At 40.6% G+C, this 17,948-nt stretch carries 15 protein-coding genes; 12 read left to right on the top strand and 3 right to left on the bottom strand.

What is annotated here, in order from left to right; all coding sequences use genetic code 11:
* The first annotated feature begins 112 nt into the window (after nucleotides 1–112).
* From bioA to CDG59_RS08180, 11 genes are all read left to right on the top strand, one after another.
* Nucleotides 113–1,408, top strand: coding sequence for an adenosylmethionine--8-amino-7-oxononanoate transaminase (bioA, locus tag CDG59_RS08230; protein WP_087544745.1), 1,296 nt, complete (start codon nucleotides 113–115; stop codon nucleotides 1,406–1,408).
* Nucleotides 1,395–2,549: an 8-amino-7-oxononanoate synthase gene (locus CDG59_RS08225; RefSeq protein WP_087544744.1), complete on the top strand. Its 1,155-nt coding sequence runs from the start codon at nucleotides 1,395–1,397 to the stop codon at nucleotides 2,547–2,549. Before bioA ends, CDG59_RS08225 begins: the two co-directional genes overlap by 14 nt.
* Nucleotides 2,546–3,298, top strand: coding sequence for a malonyl-ACP O-methyltransferase BioC (gene bioC / locus CDG59_RS08220; RefSeq protein WP_087544742.1), 753 nt, complete (start codon nucleotides 2,546–2,548; stop codon nucleotides 3,296–3,298). Before CDG59_RS08225 ends, bioC begins: the two co-directional genes overlap by 4 nt.
* Entirely contained in the window at nucleotides 3,295–3,939 is a 645-nt protein-coding gene (bioD, locus tag CDG59_RS08215) for a dethiobiotin synthase (protein ID WP_005158468.1), read from the top strand. Before bioC ends, bioD begins: the two co-directional genes overlap by 4 nt.
* Nucleotides 3,940–4,188: 249 nt before the next feature.
* The gene (locus tag CDG59_RS08210) at nucleotides 4,189–4,854 is read left to right on the top strand and encodes a hypothetical protein (RefSeq protein WP_087544741.1); all 666 of its coding nucleotides are present in this window, start codon (nucleotides 4,189–4,191) and stop codon (nucleotides 4,852–4,854) included.
* A gap of 161 nt (nucleotides 4,855–5,015) precedes the next feature.
* A complete protein-coding gene (locus tag CDG59_RS08205) occupies nucleotides 5,016–6,800 on the top strand; it encodes an ABC transporter substrate-binding protein (protein ID WP_087544739.1) in 1,785 nt (594 codons plus the stop codon).
* Nucleotides 6,801–6,814: 14 nt separating this feature from the next.
* Entirely contained in the window at nucleotides 6,815–8,629 is a 1,815-nt protein-coding gene (locus CDG59_RS08200; RefSeq protein WP_087544738.1) for an ABC transporter substrate-binding protein, read from the top strand.
* Nucleotides 8,630–8,687: 58 nt separating this feature from the next.
* Nucleotides 8,688–10,706, top strand: a complete 2,019-nt coding sequence (locus CDG59_RS08195) for a M3 family metallopeptidase (protein WP_087544736.1) — start codon at nucleotides 8,688–8,690, stop codon at nucleotides 10,704–10,706.
* A gap of 12 nt (nucleotides 10,707–10,718) precedes the next feature.
* Nucleotides 10,719–11,657 (top strand): ABC transporter permease, encoded by a 939-nt coding sequence (locus CDG59_RS08190; RefSeq protein WP_087544735.1) that lies wholly within the window; start codon nucleotides 10,719–10,721, stop codon nucleotides 11,655–11,657.
* A gap of 10 nt (nucleotides 11,658–11,667) precedes the next feature.
* Entirely contained in the window at nucleotides 11,668–12,810 is a 1,143-nt protein-coding gene (locus tag CDG59_RS08185) for an ABC transporter permease (RefSeq protein WP_087544733.1), read from the top strand.
* Nucleotides 12,811–12,822: 12 nt separating this feature from the next.
* Nucleotides 12,823–14,556, top strand: a complete 1,734-nt coding sequence (locus CDG59_RS08180) for an ABC transporter ATP-binding protein (protein ID WP_087544731.1) — start codon at nucleotides 12,823–12,825, stop codon at nucleotides 14,554–14,556.
* A 57-nt stretch (nucleotides 14,557–14,613) separates the two neighbouring features.
* On the opposite strand, the gene rluB is transcribed toward CDG59_RS08180, so the two are convergent.
* The 3 genes from rluB to CDG59_RS08165 are packed head-to-tail and all read right to left on the bottom strand — an operon-like array spanning nucleotide 14,614 to nucleotide 16,980.
* Entirely contained in the window at nucleotides 14,614–15,549 is a 936-nt protein-coding gene (gene rluB, locus CDG59_RS08175) for a 23S rRNA pseudouridine(2605) synthase RluB (protein ID WP_087536766.1), read from the bottom strand.
* A gap of 40 nt (nucleotides 15,550–15,589) precedes the next feature.
* Nucleotides 15,590–16,189, bottom strand: a complete 600-nt coding sequence (gene scpB, locus CDG59_RS08170) for an SMC-Scp complex subunit ScpB (protein ID WP_004663573.1) — start codon at nucleotides 16,187–16,189, stop codon at nucleotides 15,590–15,592.
* Complete coding sequence (locus CDG59_RS08165; RefSeq protein ID WP_087544730.1) at nucleotides 16,186–16,980, bottom strand: segregation and condensation protein A; 795 nt, start codon at nucleotides 16,978–16,980, stop codon at nucleotides 16,186–16,188. The genes scpB and CDG59_RS08165 overlap by 4 nt, the downstream gene beginning before the upstream one ends.
* Before the next feature lie 245 nt (nucleotides 16,981–17,225).
* Between CDG59_RS08165 and CDG59_RS08160 the strand changes: the two genes are divergently transcribed.
* Nucleotides 17,226–17,942 (top strand): GNAT family N-acetyltransferase, encoded by a 717-nt coding sequence (locus CDG59_RS08160; RefSeq protein ID WP_087544728.1) that lies wholly within the window; start codon nucleotides 17,226–17,228, stop codon nucleotides 17,940–17,942.
* Nucleotides 17,943–17,948: the final 6 nt, after the last annotated feature.

Raw genomic sequence — 17,948 nt, 5'->3', positions numbered from 1 at the left:
CTAAGCCTTGTATCTTGTTTATATCACGCAGGTTGCAGATGACATTTCCGAGTATCGAAAAGTGTGATTAGGCTGATGGAAAATTTTGAAATAGCAGCAAATGAGGTAGAGGATGACCGATTTATTTGATTTAGAACATATATGGCATCCCTATACTTCGATGTTAAATCCATTGCCAACTTTTAAAGTGAAACGTGCCTATGGCGCAACCATTGAATTAGAAGATGGGCGAACTTTGGTTGATGGCATGTCGTCATGGTGGTGTGCGATTCATGGCTATAACCATCCAGAACTAAACAAGGCAGTTGCTGACCAATTGCAAAACATGGCGCATATCATGTTTGGTGGTCTGACCCATGACCCTGCAATTGAATTAGGTAAATTACTATTAAAAATTACGCCGCCGAGTTTAGATAAAATTTTCTATGCAGATTCAGGTTCAGTTGCTGTAGAAGTGGCCTTAAAAATGGCCGTGCAATATTGGGCTGCGTTGAATCAACCCGCGAAAACCAATTTTATTACCACCCGTTCTGGCTATCATGGCGATACATGGAATGCGATGTCGGTGTGTGATCCAGTCACGGGGATGCATCAAATTTTTGGTACAAGTTTACCGAATCGAATTTTTGTACCCGCGCCACAAAGTCGTTTTGATGGTGAATGGAATCCACATGATATTCAGCAACTCAAACAACAGATCGAACAGCATCATCACACTATTGCTGCTCTGATTATTGAGCCGATTGTACAAGGTGCAGGTGGCATGCGTTTTTATCATCCTGAGTATTTACGCCAAGCCAAGGCGTTATGTGAACAATACAATTTATTGTTAATTGTCGATGAGATTGCCACGGGTTTTGGGCGCACAGGCAAAATGTTTGCTTGGGAACATGCCCAAGTTGAACCCGATATTATGTGTATTGGCAAAGGTTTAACGGGTGGTTATATGACGCTGTCTGCAACCTTGACCACCAAGCAAGTGGCTGAAAGCATTAGTCGTGGTGAAGCGGGTGTGTTTATGCACGGCCCAACCTTTATGGCGAATCCGCTGGCTTGTGCAGTAGCATTAAGAAGCACCCAATTATTGGTGGAACAGGATTGGCAAGCCAATATTCAACGGATTGAAAAGATTCTGGTTGAACAGTTAAATGATTTATCACAGCTTGATCATGTTGCGGATGTACGGGTTCTAGGTGCGATTGGTGTGGTTGAATTAACCAGCAATGTCGATATGAAAACCTTGCAGCAACAGTTTGTTGAACGGGGTATTTGGGTACGACCATTTGGAAAATTGGTCTATGTAATGCCACCGTATGTGATCACAAATGACGAACTCCATTATTTATTAGCACAGATGAGTGAAGTGGTAAAAAATATGCAAGGAGCAAATGCCAATGTCCTTGCTTGATCATTATGCCGAGCAGCTTGACCAGCTCAAACAGCAAGGTAATTTTCGCCAATTTACTTCAAATCAACAGCAAGGACGATGGATTACTATTCAAGATCGAACCATGTTGAATTTGGCATCCAATGATTATTTAGGTTTAGCCGCTGATTTAAGTTTAAGAGAAGAATTTCTTGATACTTTGCAAATCGACCGTGCACTGTTTAGCTCATCTTCTTCACGCTTACTGACGGGTAATTTTGCAGAATATGAACAATTTGAAAATAGCCTAAGCATAGCCTTTGGTCGAGCTGCCTTACTCTTTAATAGTGGCTACCACATGAATATCGGTATTTTGCCAGCCTTATGTGATAGCAAAACCGTGATTCTGGCCGATAAATTAGTGCATGCCAGTATGATTGATGGCATTCGATTATCGAATGCTCAATATGTGCGTTATCGCCATAATGATTTGCAGCATCTGGAACAGTTATTGCAAAAGTATCATCACGATGAACAAGTTGAACGCATTATTGTGGTGACTGAAAGTATTTTTAGTATGGATGGCGACGAAACGGATTTAGCTGCATTGGCGCAGTTAAAGCAGCGCTTTGCCAAAACCATGCTATATGTCGATGAAGCACATGCGATTGGGGTTAGGGGAGAGCAAGGTCTAGGTTGTGCTGAACAATATGACGTATTGGATCAGATTGATTTCTTGGTGGGAACCTTTGGCAAAGCAATTGCCTCAGTGGGCGGTTATATCATTTGTGATTCGATTATCCGTGATTATCTGATCAATAAAATGCGTCCATTGATTTTTAGTACCGCATTGCCACCGATCTTAATGGCATGGTCAGATTTTATTTTTAATAAAGTATTGAGTATGCAGCAACAGCGTCAGCACTTGGCCGAGATCAGTCAGTATTTACAGCAAGCGGTGATTGCAAAAGGTTTTTCAAGCCCATCGAGCAGTCATATCATTCCAGTTATCGTAGGTGAAAGCCAAGCGGCCATTGAAAAAGCACGCTATGTACAACAACAAGGTTTTTATGCTATGCCAGTACGCCCACCAACAGTGCCACAAAATAGTTCACGCCTGCGAATTTCATTAACCTCTTTGGTGCAAAAAAATGAATTGCAACAATTGGTGGAGTGTTTGTGAGTATTAATAAAGCACTGGTTGCCCAACGTTTTGCCAAAGCAGGGCAAAGCTATGTCGAGCATGCTGTGGTACAAAAACAGATTAGTGCACAATTATTTAAATACCTTAAAGTGTATTGTCCGCAGAACCTAGCCTGTGTGCTTGAGATTGGCTGCGGTTCGGGTAATTTAACTCACTTATTTCATTCTTATTTTCAAGTTGATCAACTATTTTTAAATGATCTTTATGAGGATGTAGATCAGCATTTTTCAACGATTGAAAATATAGCTTGGTTGATCGGAGATATTGAGCAACTGCATTTACCGCAGTCCTTAGATGCAGTGATTTCTAGTTCAGCATTACAGTGGATGACTGATCTACCTACGTTATTGCACCGAATTCATGATGCTTTAAAACCCAATGCATATTTCGGTTTTTCCACTTTTGGGTCAGATAATCTCACTGAAATTAAGCAGTTGACAGGGCAAGGCTTAAATTATATTAGCCTAGAGTTTTTAAAACGACAGCTTGAACAGCAAAACTTTGAAGTGCTGTTCATTGAGCAAGAAGTGAAGCAGATTTATTTTGATCATCCAAAATCGGTATTGCAGCATTTAAAAGCGACAGGCGTGACCGCAACAGCGAAATCACATCGCTGGACCAAGCAATCCTTGCAGAAGTTTTATGCAGATTATCAACAGTTTTATGATGAGCAGGGTTTTCGTCTAACTTATCATCCGATTTATGTGATTGCACGGAGAAAAGCATGAGTGCAGCAATTTATTTTGTCAGCGGTATTGATACAGAAATTGGGAAAACTTATGCCACTGGTTATCTCGCCAAACTGTGGACCGAACAAGGGCAGCGTGTTATCACCCAGAAGTTGGTGCAAACTGGCAATGTCGATGTGTCTGAAGACATTGAAAAACATCGTGAAATTATGGGAAGTGGTTGGTTTCAGGAAGATCATGAAAAATTGACTATGCCTGAAATTTTTACTTATCCAGCTTCGCCACATTTAGCCACGCGTTTGGATGGGCGTGATCTAGATTTTGCCAAGATCGAAGCTGCAACTAAAGAGCTTGCTCAGCGTTTTGATGTGGTGCTATTAGAAGGTGCGGGCGGTTTAATGGTGCCTTTAACCACAGAGTTGTTGACCATTGATTATATTGCTCAACATCAATTTCCTGTTATTTTAGTGACTTCTGGGCGTTTAGGTAGTATTAATCATACCTTATTGAGTTTAGAGGCATTAAAGCAGCGTGATTTGAATTTGCATGCTTTGGTGTATAACTTAAAGGATGAGTCGAAAGATCCACTTATTTCGAAAGATACGGCTGATTATTTAAAAGCTTATTTGACAAAGCATTTTCCAGAAGCAGAATGGATTGAGTTGGAAAAATTTAAATAGCTTTAGATATTTATTGTCTAGTAAATATCTGTAATCGTGATGGGCGGCAAGGATGCCGCCAAGTTAGAGTGCCTTGCGCTGCTTTCAAAGCCTTGCTTTGAAATTGCTCAGGACGTACCGTCAGTCTAACAAAAGATTTTTGTTACTTTTCATCTTTGAAAAGTAAGAAGGTTTCCCTATGATCGGATGAGAGCTGGGGGAGACTCCGTCAAGACCGCTTTCAGATTTAATCACTAAAGAGAAATCATAATGAATAAAAAGAATTTTATTTATATAACCCTCTACCTGTCAGGTCTAATCTCGACAACTCACGCTACTGTACCCACAGATAATACCATCATTAGTTGGATCACTAATTTACAAGATTCAAATGCCAATCCACCTCAAGCCATTCATATCGATTCAACCGAAGCCGTAAAACTGATCTCAGGTGAAGAAGCCTATTTATCGAGTGTGAGTTTTGAAAATGCAGGGCGTAACTTTTGGGCAGGTTATGTATTAACCCGTCCAAAATTAAAACAGGCTCGAATCTTAAAAGAGTTTGGTGGCCAATCAAATAGCTTTAAAGTGCATTCAACGATGTATAAAGGAAAACCGATTGAACTGGTTGAAATCGAAAGTGCTGGGTCGGGACAAGGTACTGTTGAAACTACTAAAAGTTTAGTTTATTTCACTCAGTGGACAAGCAAACTGATTATAGAAGTGGAGGAATCTTCTTATGACGGTCGCTACGATGAAAAACTGGGCGCAGAAGATTGCCGTACTGGCCGAGACAATTCGGGTTATTTAAATGTCATGCCTTATTCACCTTATGTGATTCGAACGACAGTAACCGGAGATGCATGTAATAACAAACCACAAGGCTATAAAGTGAGTAGTAAGCTTATTCCAGTTGTCATCAATGAAATAAAATAGATAAACAACAGTATGTTTTGATTGCTTGTTAAATTTTTTAGAAGAAATAATGATTTGATAAAAATACTGAATTATTAAATAGTTAAAGTAAGTTTGGTTATAAAGTTGAATACAATCTAAAAGTCTAGTATTTATTAAAAAACGATGATGTGAGCACTGATTTGAAGTCAACTTTTTTTACGGTCACTGTATTATCAACCGTTATTGCATTTATGCCGATGGGGTATGCAAAAACACCTGCTCAGGCAGATAAAGTACTCCGTGTTGCTTTTGAAGCCCCAGATGATGGTTTTGATATGGTTAAAACTTTTAATTTTTACAGCGGAAATGTCGCCGATGTAATTTTTGAAAGATTGCTTCAATACGATTATCTCGCTAACCCAGTAAAATTGGTTCCATCTACAGCAGAAAGCCTACCTGTGATTGAAAAAAATGGTCAGGTTTATATATTTAAAATAAAACCAGGTATTTATTTTACTGCTGATCCAGCATTTAGAGGTCAGCGTAGAGAGTTAATTTCAGAAGACTATGTGTATTCGGTCAAACGTATTTTAGATCCTAAAAATCATTCTTCTTCATATGCATTTATCGACCAGAAAATTGTGGGTGCAAATGCTTTAGTTGAGCAAGCGAAACAAACAGGTCGCTTCAATTATGATGCCAAGATTGAGGGGGTAAAAGCCTTAGATCGATACACACTTCAATTTACCTTGACTCAACCTGATTATAACTTTCCCTATATTCTAGCTTATAGTACGTTTGGTGCTACTGCTCGTGAAGTAGTTGATTATTATAAAGATCGATTGGGAATGCATCCCATAGGTACAGGACCTTACATGCTGAGTAAGTATGTGCCCCGTAGTAAAATAGAACTAGTAGCTAACCCAGATTATCGCGGCTTTGTTTGGAATTTTAAGTCCACTGGAACAGCGTGGGATAATCAACTCGTCAAGCAAATGAGTGGCAAGCGTATGCCACAAATTGGCAAAGTCAATATCAGCATTATCGAAGAAGAACAATCACGTTGGCTGGCTTTTCAGTCCAAACAACTGGATTTTGATAAGGTCACTTCAAGTGCAATTCCTAAAGTGCTTGATCAAAATAATCAGTTAAAAGCAGAAATGCAAAAGCAGGGTATACGTTTGTATGCCAATAAAGAGGCAGAGATCACCTATTCAATGTTGAATATGCGTGATCCTGTTGTTGGTGGGAATAGCCTAGATAAAATTGCGTTAAGACGTGCCATCGCCATGTCTTTTAATGTCAATGAATATATTCGTATCTTAAGAAAAGGGCAGGCGGTTAAGGCTGAAATGTTGGTACCTGCAGGCATTAATGGTCATAACCCGAATTATCGCAGTAGTATTGGTTATAACCCTGTTTTAGCCAATAAATTACTTGATCATTTTGGCTATAAAAAAGGTCCAGATGGCTATCGTAATTTGCCCAATGGGAAGCCTTTAACCTTAAAAATAAATACCGAGAGTGGTACAGCTTCCGTGATGTATTCTGAATTGTGGAAGAAAAATCTAGATGCAATCGGGATTCGGGCAGACTTTAAAGTCAGTAATTTTGCCGATAACTTAAAAGCCGCAACCCAGTGTCAATACATGATGTGGAGTGGAGCATGGCATGCGGATTATCCAGAGGGTGAAAATTTCACGCAATTGCTTTATGGTCCGAATGTTGGTCGTGGTAATCAATCCTGTTATCAGTCAGCTGCTTATGACAATTTATATAAACAGGCGATGCAGCAAGCCCCTGAAAAACGTATGCCATTCTATGAAAAAATGAGTCGCCAAATTGAAGCAGATGGAACGTGGATTTTACAAGATACACGGATTCGGAACTGGTTGATTCAACCTGATGTGCAGGGATTTAAAGCTCATCCAATTATGAATACCAACTGGCAATACTTAGATATTGTTTCACCCAATCAAAAATAAGTGATGTGTTTATGATGAAGCAAAATTTTAAACTTTCGATGCAACGGACTAGTCTGGTGCTGTTATTGGGGACAACATTAAGTCTAGGGGTAACGATTACAGAAGCGAAAAGCCCTGCCGATCCAAAAAAAGTGTTACGTTATGCTTTTCCCGTGGCTGAGACTGGATTTGATCCTGTTGCTGTACAAGATTTATATTCAGCACATATTTTGTATTCAGTGTTTGAAACATTATATACCTATGATTATTTAGCTTCACCCGCAAAACTCGTTCCAAATACGGCGGTGGCTTTGCCAGAAGTGAGTACCGATGGTTTGACCTATACCATTCGAATAAAAAAAGGAATTTATTTCACCCCTGATCCTGTATTTAAAGGCAAAGCGAGAGAATTAACTGCAGCAGACTATGCCTATTCTTTTAAACGTTTGCTCGATCCAAATCTACATTCACCCAACAGTTGGTTGTTTGATGGACGTATCTCAGGAATAGATAGTGCTATCCAGCAAGCAGCGAAAAATGGAAAATTTAATTACGATCAGCCGATTGCGGGGCTACAAACACCAGATCGTTATACTTTGGTGATTCGATTAAAAGAGCCAAATTATAATTTTCCAATGCTACTTGCACATCAACCAACGGGTGCAGTCGCGCGTGAAGTGATTGAACATTATCGTGATAAAGCAGGCTATGCGATGGGACATCCTGTAGGGACAGGGCCTTATGTTCTCGCACAATGGACACCAGGCTCGCGTATTATTTTGAAAGCAAATCCTGATTATCGCGGTTATACATGGAATTTTAAAGCGACCCATCCTGAAGATCAGAAAATCGTAAAGCAAATGCAAGGCAAAAAAATGCCGCAGATTGGTGTGGTCGATATTCAAGTGATTGAAGAATCACAGTCAGGATGGTTATCGTTCCAAAAAGATGGGCTAGATATATTTACTTTAGATGGTGAATTACCTGCACAAGCTTTAAAAGATGGTCAGTTAAAGCCAGAGTTGGCAAAAAAAGGGATTCAACTTTCACGTATTGCTGACCCTTCGATTGATTATTTGTATTGGAATATACAAAACCCTGTGGTCGGTGGCGTGAGTAAAGAGAAAATTGCTTTACGCCGTGCAATGGCGATGGCAACCTCTAAAGAGAAATTTATCAACATTTTAGCCAAAGGGAACGCCAAAAATTTAGAATCGCCGATTCCTTATGGTATCGCGGGGCATGATCCCAATTATAGAAGCAGCATTCCGTATTCCGTCAAAGCAGCAAATTTATTACTAGATCGTTATAACTACAAAGTGGGCAAAGATGGTTGGCGGATGTTGCCGAATGGCAAGCCACTGGTGATTGAGTTTATGCCATCGAGTAGCAGTGCACGCAGTATGCAGATGGCAGAACTGTTAAAGAAAGAATTAGCCAATATCAAAGTCAATATGGTCTCTAAACCTGTGCCTTTTGCAGAAGGTTTAAAGGCTGAAAAACAATGTAAAACCATGTTTAAAGCTTCCGCTTGGATTGCAGACTATCCTGATGCAGACAACTTTGTGCAGTTGTTTTATGGCAATAATATTCATGCCACCAACCATACTTGTTTTAAATTGCCAGAATATGATCGTTTATATGAACAGTCATTGAAACTTGCTGATGGTCCTGAACGGAATTTGTTATATCGCAAAATGTCACGGTTGTTAGAGTTTTATGCGCCTGTACAATTCATGTCGACCCGTTACCGTACTGTCGTGGCTCAACCTCGAGTGATTGGCTATAAAAAGCATCCGATTCTGCCCGCAGAATGGATGTACATTGATATGCAAGATAAGCAACCTTAGTCCTATAAAAGGGTTCGCAAGAAACCCAAATGATTGATGAATTAAATTGGAGAGAATAATGGCGAAGAACATGTTGAAACGATCGACACTATGTCTGTTATCTATGGTGATGACAGGGATGAGTCAAGGCGTGTGGGCAGAAAGCACATCTGCTGTTTTACCTATTTTTAAACTGAATGACAGTGCAGAATGGTGCGATGCGAATTTACACAAGTTACAACAGCGTATTTCTCAATTAGAACAACAATCCATTCAACCGCAATCGACAGCTGCATCTGTTCTAGCTGAATGGGATCAATTGATGGCAAGCTTTGAGGATTTTTCTGGGCCAATTAGCTTATATAGCAATGTGTATCCCGATGCGAAATTTCGTAAGGCTGCTGATGATTGTGACGTAAAAATCAATCAGTTGCAGACTGAAATTTATCAGAACCCAAAATTGTATCAACGAATTAAAAATACCAAAACAACAGATCCAATTGATCGTAAATATCGTCAAGATATTCTTGATCAATTTGAAGATACAGGGGTGCAGCTTGCACCGGAAAAACGAGCACGTTTAAAACATATATTGGATGAACTCACCAAACTTTCGCAAGAGTTCTCTCGTAATGTCCGCGACAATCCTGAAAAATTAGAATTCACACCAGCCGAATTAAAGGGACTACCTGAAAGTTATATTTCAGGCTTAAAGAAAAATGATAAAGGCAATTATTTATTGGGTTTTGAATATCCTGAATATCAACCTTTTATGGAACTTTCAGACAGTGATGATGCAAGAAAACGTTATCAAACGGCATTTACACGTCGTGGTACAGAAAAGAATTTAGTCCTGCTTAAACAGATTGTCGACTTACGTTATGAATTAGCACAGCTATTTGGTCAGCCAAGTTATGCAGACTGGGCATTAAAGAAACGCATGGCGAAAACACCAAAAACAGTGAATAACTTCTTAGCAGATGTTCATAAAGTCGTGGCACCTTTAGAGCAAAAAGAGGTGCAGGAGTTACGTGTATTTAAAGCTAAAACCCTAAATATTTCTTTGGAAAAAGCTGAAATTAACCGTTGGAATGTTGGGTATTGGAGCGAAAAACTACGCAAGGACAAATACCAGATTGACCAAGAAAAACTGCGTGATTATTTCCCAACACTCGCCGCACAGAAATGGTTATTTGCAATTTCCGAGAATTTGTATGGTATTCAGTTTAAAGCCGCTAAAGTGGATACATGGCAACAAGAAGTCGAATATTACGATGTTATAGACCAAAAAACAGGTGAGATATTGGGTAGCTTATATATGGATAAGTTCCCACGTGAAGGTAAATATGGTCATGCAGCAGTATGGGGCGTATATGGGGGCAGTACGCTGAGTAAACGTAAACCAATTTCAGTATTAGTGACTAATTTTAATCGTAAAGGTTTAAACAGCAATGAGCTTGAAACTTTTGTGCATGAGTTTGGACATGCCTTGCATGGCATTTTGTCCGATACCCGTTATGTGGGGCAGTCGGGTACGTCAGTCGAGCGTGACTTTGTTGAAGCACCATCGCAAATGTATGAAGAATGGGCGCGCCGTAAAGAAACTTTATCTAAAGTCGCTGACTATTGTGATCCTGCTTGTCCGAGAGTGGATGATGCACTGATTGCACGATTAAAAGCTGTGCATAATTATGGACGTGGATTAGGGTATGCACGTCAAACGCTTTATGCACAATATGATATGGCATTGCATGGCGCTGATGCACTCAAAGTACAGCCGATGGATGTCTGGAAAAAAATGGAATCCGCAACCGCATTGGGCTATGTAGAAAATACCCAATTCCCAGGGCAATTCGGGCATTTAATGGGCTATCAGGCAGGCTATTATGGTTATATGTGGTCTGAAGTATTGGCTCTGGATATGTTGTCTGCTTTCGGTGATAACTTGAATAATCCAGAAGTGGGTCAGCGTTACCGCCAAACGATTTTATCTCAAGGCAGCCAAAAGAATGCAGCTCAACTGGTCAAAGATTTCTTAGGCAGAGAACCAGATAACAAAGCTTTCTTTAGTGAAATTACAGGACAACGGGTCAAATAAGGATTTGCCATTATGCTTGCTTATCTCGTGCGTAGACTATGGCAAATGATCCCGACCATGTTGGGGGTCATTTTGCTGATTTTCTTCTTGTTTAACTGGGTGGGGGGAGATCCTGCCTATATTCTGGCAGGCAAAATGTCCAATCCAGAACAGATTGAAAATATCCGTAAACAGTTGGGCGTGGATCAGCCGTACTATGTGCAACTGTGGATTTTTATCAAGCAGATTCTGACTTTTGATTATGGCGCAAGCTGGAGTACAGGCGAATCAGTATCGCAGATTATCCTGACCCGTTTGGGGCCATCGCTGACCTTGCTGGTTCCATTGGTGATTTTACAAACTGTGATCTCGATTGTACTGGCCTTGGCGGTGGCATCGGTACGTGGTTCACTGACAGACCGTATGGTGATGATGCTATGCACTGTCGGCATGTCGATCAGTATTCTGGTCTATATCATTATCTTCCAGTATGTCTTGGCCTATCAGTTGGGCTGGTTTCCTGTGCAGGGCTGGAGCGATAGCTTTAGCGAAAATCTATTTTATTATTCCTTGTTGCCGATCCTGATTATGTTGGTGGTGAGCATTGCACCGACCTTACGTCTGTATCGTAGTTTTGTGCTGGATGAAATTCATCAGGACTATGTGCGTACTGCCCGTGCTAAAGGTGTGCCTGAAACACGGGTTTTGGGTGTTCATGTGTTGCGTAATGCCTCGATTCCGATTGTCACAGAAGTGATGGCAAGCTTGCCAGCTTTATTAATTGGTGCATTTTTGATTGAGCGTTTCTTTGGGATTCCAGGGATTGGACGGGAAATTATTATTGCGGTGGAACGCAGTGATTTTCCTGTGATTAAGGCGATTACAGTCTATGTGGCAGCCGTCACCATGATTTTTAATTTGATTGCCGATCTGATTTATAAGCTCCTCGATCCTCGCGTACAGTTGAAATAGGAGGATGACAATGCTCAGTACAATTTTTAAAGGCAAATCCTCCTCAAGTGAGTCTCCTGCTTCAACAGGGCTCTGGCAGTTGGCATTGAATCGATTGAAATCAGATCGAATCGCCGTGGTTTCTTTCTTGGTGGTGCTGTTTTATTTCATCTTGCTCGCGTTATCAATGACAGGCGTGATTGCTTCCAATTGGAATAAAGAAGTCGCCGTCAGCTACGCGCCACCGACATTTTTAGGGGCGGATACTGAGTCAGATCAAATGAAAGACAGTAGCCAGAAGACAGAGGCATTACCTGAAAATCCAGTTGATCCACTAAAAGACGTGATTCAACAACTCAATGCCGAAATTCAGGCTGAACAACAAGGTAGCTCAGTCATTGATAATTATGGTGTGGTTGATCCTTTAGCAGAGGATATGCAGCAAATTGATCAACAGCTTGGTGGGCATCTACTTGATCAAAAACAAGAGTTAAAAACCACGTTGCCTTTTGGGGCAGATAAGTGGGGGCAAGATGTGCTGCTCAAAACTATTAAAGGTGCTGAAACCTCAATTCTGGTCGGTTTGTTATCTGCTTTATTGGCTGTGGTGATTGGTACTTTTCTTGGCGCGATTGCAGGTTATTTTGGCGGTTGGATTGATGATGTACTGAACTGGTTCTATAACATTTTCACTTCGATTCCTTATCTGCTATTAGTGCTCGCGATCGCTGCGGTACTCCAACAAAAAGGAATTTTGTCAATTGTTTTGATTTTAGGTCTAACGGGTTGGACTGGGGTATTTCGTTTGGTTCGTGCTGAATATATGAAACACAAATCGCGTGAATATGTACTTGCCGCCAAAGCCATTGGAGTGAGTCATTTACGCCGTATGTTTGTGCATATTTTCCCGAATGTCAGTCATATCGCGTTGGTTCAAATTTCGATTCTGGTGGTGTCATTCATTAAATCTGAAGTGATTCTGAGCTTCCTTGGTTTTGGTGTGCCTGTGGGGGTGGTGTCATGGGGCAGTATGTTGAATGAAGCACAAAGTGAATTGATCTTGGGTAAATGGTGGCAATTGGCAGCGGCATCTATCGCAATGGCGGTGTTGGTTACTGCATTCTCCATGTTTACCGATGCATTGCGTGATGCTTTAGATCCTAAGTTGAAATAGCGGAGAAAAAATATGCAACCTCAAAATGAAACACCGCTATTACAGGTAGACGATCTTCAGATCAGCTTTAAAGGTGAAAATAAACAATGGATCGAAACGGTTAAAGGAATTTCATTTTCAATTCCTAAAAATAAAACCGTGGCTTTGGTCGGTGAGTCGGGTAGTGGTAAATCGGTTACTTCCCTAGCGGTGATGGGTTTATTACCGAAAGGACAAAGTCAAATTGCAGCGCAAAGTCGTATTACTTTTGAGGGTAAGGATTTACTGAATTTATCTGCAAAAGAAATTCGGAAAATCTGTGGTAAGGAAATTGCCATGATTTTCCAAGAGCCGATGTCCTCACTCAATCCTGTATTCACGGTCGGAGATCAGATTGCCGAAGTGCTTCGTATTCATTTAGGCATGGGACGCAAGCAGGCCAGAGTACGAGTGCTTGAGTTACTTCGTGAAGTCGGTATCCCTGCACCTGAAACAAAAATAGATGCTTATCCAAGTCAGCTTTCTGGTGGTCAGCAGCAACGGGTTATGATTGCGATGGCAATCGCCTGTGAACCAAAATTATTGATTGCGGATGAACCAACCACGGCTTTAGATGTCACTATTCAAAAGCAAATCATTGATTTGTTGGAATCATTACGACAACGCCATCAAATGTCGATGCTTTTCATCACGCATGATTTAGCACTGGTTGGCGAAATTGCTGATGAAGTGATCGTAATGCGCCACGGTGAAATCCGTGAATCTGGCGCTGTTGAGCAAGTGGTAGAACAACCGAAAGATGTATACACCCGTGCTTTGTTGCACTGCCGACCACAACTTTCAACCCGACCATACCGTTTACCTGTGACCAGTGATTTTATGAAGCAGGACGAAAATGGACAATTGATTGAAGCAACCAATTTGTCCGAATTAAATCTGAAACAGCGTGTCCGTGGTTTGTCTGGTGATGAGCCGATTGTGCTTGATGTTAAAGATCTGAAAAAGTCGTTTTATAGCCGTAAAGGTTTATGGGGGCGAGAGGAATTTCAGGCGGTCAAAGGTGTATCTTTTCAATTGGCGAAAGGTAAGACTTTGGGTTTGGTTGGAGAGTCTGGTTCTGGGAAAACCACCATTGGTCTATTGTTAATGCGTTTGCATGAGGCGACAGGTGGGCAGGTTTTGATTGGTGGCAAAGATATTCTTGCCATGACTGAGAAAGAATTTTCACTGTATCAACGTAAGATTCAAATTATTTTCCAGAACCCTTATGCTTCACTCAATCCACGCTTTACCATCGGGCAGATTTTATTAGAACCGATGCGGATTCATGGCATAGGTCAGAATGATGCCGAACGTAAAAAGATGGCATTGGAACTGTTAGAACGAGTCAGTTTGCCTGCGCAAGCCTATGATCGTTATCCGCATGAGTTTTCAGGTGGGCAGCGGCAACGGATTGCCATCGCACGCTGTCTGACTTTAAAACCTGAGATTTTAATCTGCGATGAATCTGTTTCTGCCTTAGATGTTTCGGTGCAGGCGCAAGTATTGAATTTATTGCAGGATCTACAGGATGAATTTGGTCTGAGTTATATCTTTATTTCGCATGATTTATCCGTAGTGAAATATATTTCAGACCAAGTAATGGTGATGAATCATGGTGAGTTGGTTGAAATTGCCAATTCGGATGAGTTGTATTTACATCCACAACATGAATATACCAAGAAACTGCTGAATGCCATTCCGCAGGGGGTAAGCCATCATCATTAAAATTCAAGCATAAAAAAAACGCTCTAATCAGAGCGTTTTTTATTTTAAAGCCAAGAATTAGAATTTCTTAAAGCCTTTGTTAAAACCAATGGTTTTGCGGCCATTGTTATTATTGCCATTGCCTGAACGCTGCTCTTGTTGCTCATCATCACGACGTTGTTGACGTAAATAACCACCACGACGTGCAGCCAATGGTTTTTCTGCCATTTTTTCAGTACGACGTTTCGCCATACCAAACAAGCCAGTACCTTGACGTGGTTTTAATTCAACTGATTTCGCTAAGTTGTCGATATCAGTTTTATCTAATTCCATCCAACGACCTGTACGTAATTCACGTGGCAAAATGACAGTGCCATAACGAGTACGTAACAAGCGACTTACTTTTAAGCTTTGTGATTCAAAGATACGACGTACTTCGCGATTACGGCCTTCTTTCACCACAACTTGATACCAACGGTTGATACCTTCACCGCCAATTTCAGAGAATGATTCAAACTTGGCTGGACCATCTTCAAGTTCAACACCTTTCAGCATGTTATTACGAATTTGTGGCGTGACTTCACCCATCACACGTACCGCATATTCACGCTCAACTTCATTTGAAGGATGCATCAAACGATTCGCAAGTTCACCATCATTCGTGAATAACAATAAACCAGTACTGTTAATATCTAGACGCCCTACCATTACCCAACGGTCATTTGCGATTTGTGGCAAATGATCAAATACAGTTGGACGTTTCTCAGGATCATTGCGTGAGCAAATTTCACCCTCTGGTTTATAGTAAATGAGAACACGGCGGCGAATTTCATCTTCTACCTGAAACTGAACTTTACGACCATCGATACGGAGTTCATCTGTAGGTTCAATACGCTCACCCACTTGAGCAATTTTTCCATTGATACTGACGCGACCAGCAGCAATGACTTCCTCCATATAGCGACGTGAGCCTAACCCGACTCTCGCTAAAACCTTTTGTAATTTTTCACTCATGACAGCACAACCTTAGACATAATGATCAACAGTTCACCTCTCAAGACTTCGGTGCATGTGCATCGAGTGTCATGAATGCTTCCTTGGCGTTCTGCAGGGGAGGCAATTGACCTAGCGAAGCTAAACCAAATGCATTTAAAAATTGGGGCGTTGTGACTAACAACGCAGGTCTTCCAGGTAAATCTCTAAAACCAGATTCTTTGATCCAGTTCCAGTCAAATAAGTTTCTCAAGATCTGACTATTATTCGATACACCACGAATCTGTTCAATATCAGCACGTGTAACAGGCTGATGGTAGGCAATCACGGCGACTGTTTCGAGCAACGAGGGTGACAACTTGGTCGGGCGTTCAGGCCAAACCTGCGCAATAATATTGCGATACTTTGCTCGTACCTGAAAGCGGAACCCTTGAGCCGTCTCAATTAACTCAATTGAACGGCCATGTTGCAACATCGCAAGTTGCTGTAAAAAATGACGTAATTGTTGTTTATTATATTGGTTTTGAAATGCTTCTTTTAGTCGTGCAAGTGAAACTGGTGAGTCACTAGCGAACAAAATTGCTTCAATCTGTAATAAGACATCGTGATGAATATCTTCAAGTGACATTCCTTCATTGGTGTCAAATGGATCTAAACTCATGCTGCAATGCCTTGAACTGTTAAAGGAGCTTCAATACCTGTATGGATGATTTGAATTTTTTGCTGGCGCGTGAGTTCAAGCACTGCCATAAAAGTCACCACCATGCCCATACGACCTTGCATAGGATTTAATAATTCCATAAAACTTAATGCTTGACCTGATGCAAGTTGACCTTCAATAAATGCTATACGTTCTTCGAGCAGCACTGGTTCCTGCGCAACAATATGTGTGATCGGTTCTGGACGATTAAACACACAAAATAGTGCATCACGTAAGGCATCGACATCATAACCTTCATAAATTGGAGCAATATGTCCAAGACTTACATTGGCACTAAAAGTATCTCTTTCAAAGATTGGCATTTGCCCCAATCGTTCAGCTGCTTGCTTAATACGGAGGTATGTTTCTAAACGATCAATCAATTCTTGTTTAGGATCTTTTTCAAATTGATCAACTAGAGTTGGTTTTGGAAGCAATAATCGTGATTTCAAATCAGCGAGTAATGCTGCCATCACCATATAATCAGCAGTTAATTCGATATTCAAAGACTTCATACTATCCATATAGGATAAATACTGGGTTGCAATTGGTGAAATATCTAACTGTAAAAGATCAAAGCCATTTTTCTGAATCAAATAAATCAGAAAGTCTAATGGCCCTTCAAACTGCTCCAGTAAAATTTCAAATGCGGCAGGTGGAATGTACAAATCTTCAGGTATGACTTCTTGCCACTCGTCAAGCACACGAATGGAAGGAATTAATTCCAAGGTCGAAGGAAGAATTTGATTCATTACCGTTTATAAGCCACGCGAATTTTCAAAAGCATGAAAGGATGATTTTTTTGTGTTCAAGAAAGTGACACATGCTACAAGCAAGCCTATTCTAATCGAAATCCTTCATTTAATAAATTACTCACTTACAAAAACCTTAAAGTTCTCAGGGTATTTTCTATACTTATACAAGCGAATATGGATGGTATAAAAATCTTATGCTTAAATCGGCCATTAACCTTCGCATTTCTAAACTATAAGTCACCATGAAAAATTATTTAAAAACACAACAGAATCAGTTCGGACAAACGATAGGTTTTTCGCTTGAAGAAAATGTGACAGTTTCACCCGTGCAGGGAAATATATTTGGACAATACGTTCAGTTGGTTGATGTAGCTGATGGCATAACAGATCAGGCGGCAGGGCAGTTATGGGAAGCGGTATCCACAGAACCCGATGAACGATGCTGGACTTATCTGCCTTATTCAGCTCCACAGAGCCAACATAGTTTAAAAGATTCATTAGACAACTTATTCGGCTTTAAAGATTCCACTCATTTTCTAATTCAAGTTGCCGAAGAGATACAAGGTTGGGTTGCATTGTTAAATCCGAGGCTTGGGCATGGCGTGATTGAGATTGGTAATGTTTATTTTTCACATAAAATGAAAAAATCAAAGGTGTCAACTGAAACAATTTTCTTACTGCTAGAACAATGTTTTGCACATGGTTTTAGACGTATTGAATGGAAATGTGATGATTGTAATGCGCCGTCTAAAGCTGCCGCTTTACGCTTCGGTTTTCAGTATGAAGGCGTATTTCGCCAAGATCGGATCATAAAAGGACGAAATCGAAATACTGCATGGTTTTCGATTGTTGATGATGAGTGGTCGGAATTAAAAAATGCTTATCAGCAATGGTTAAATCCAGACAATTTTGATTGGCAGGGTATTCAGAAACAGAAGTTGTCTGATTTTTTTGATTGAATAAGG

The sequence above is a fragment of the Acinetobacter sp. WCHA29 genome, from assembly GCF_002165335.1.
GTDB lineage: Bacteria > Pseudomonadota > Gammaproteobacteria > Pseudomonadales > Moraxellaceae > Acinetobacter.
Note: the sequence above shows the minus strand (reverse complement) of the source record. Positions and strands in the feature narration are given on the sequence as shown.

Coding starts and splice junctions, on each gene's coding strand:
- CDG59_RS08190 (WP_087544735.1), top strand. CDS start 10,719: ATGCTTGCTTATCTCGTGCGTAGACTATGGCAAATGATCCCGACCATG.
- bioD (WP_005158468.1), top strand. CDS start 3,295: ATGAGTGCAGCAATTTATTTTGTCAGCGGTATTGATACAGAAATTGGG.
- bioA (WP_087544745.1), top strand. CDS start 113: ATGACCGATTTATTTGATTTAGAACATATATGGCATCCCTATACTTCG.
- CDG59_RS08195 (WP_087544736.1), top strand. CDS start 8,688: ATGGCGAAGAACATGTTGAAACGATCGACACTATGTCTGTTATCTATG.
- rluB (WP_087536766.1), bottom strand. CDS start 15,549: ATGAGTGAAAAATTACAAAAGGTTTTAGCGAGAGTCGGGTTAGGCTCA.
- scpB (WP_004663573.1), bottom strand. CDS start 16,189: ATGAGTTTAGATCCATTTGACACCAATGAAGGAATGTCACTTGAAGAT.
- CDG59_RS08180 (WP_087544731.1), top strand. CDS start 12,823: ATGCAACCTCAAAATGAAACACCGCTATTACAGGTAGACGATCTTCAG.
- CDG59_RS08200 (WP_087544738.1), top strand. CDS start 6,815: ATGAAGCAAAATTTTAAACTTTCGATGCAACGGACTAGTCTGGTGCTG.
- CDG59_RS08225 (WP_087544744.1), top strand. CDS start 1,395: ATGTCCTTGCTTGATCATTATGCCGAGCAGCTTGACCAGCTCAAACAG.
- CDG59_RS08210 (WP_087544741.1), top strand. CDS start 4,189: ATGAATAAAAAGAATTTTATTTATATAACCCTCTACCTGTCAGGTCTA.
- CDG59_RS08185 (WP_087544733.1), top strand. CDS start 11,668: ATGCTCAGTACAATTTTTAAAGGCAAATCCTCCTCAAGTGAGTCTCCT.
- CDG59_RS08165 (WP_087544730.1), bottom strand. CDS start 16,980: ATGAATCAAATTCTTCCTTCGACCTTGGAATTAATTCCTTCCATTCGT.
- CDG59_RS08160 (WP_087544728.1), top strand. CDS start 17,226: ATGAAAAATTATTTAAAAACACAACAGAATCAGTTCGGACAAACGATA.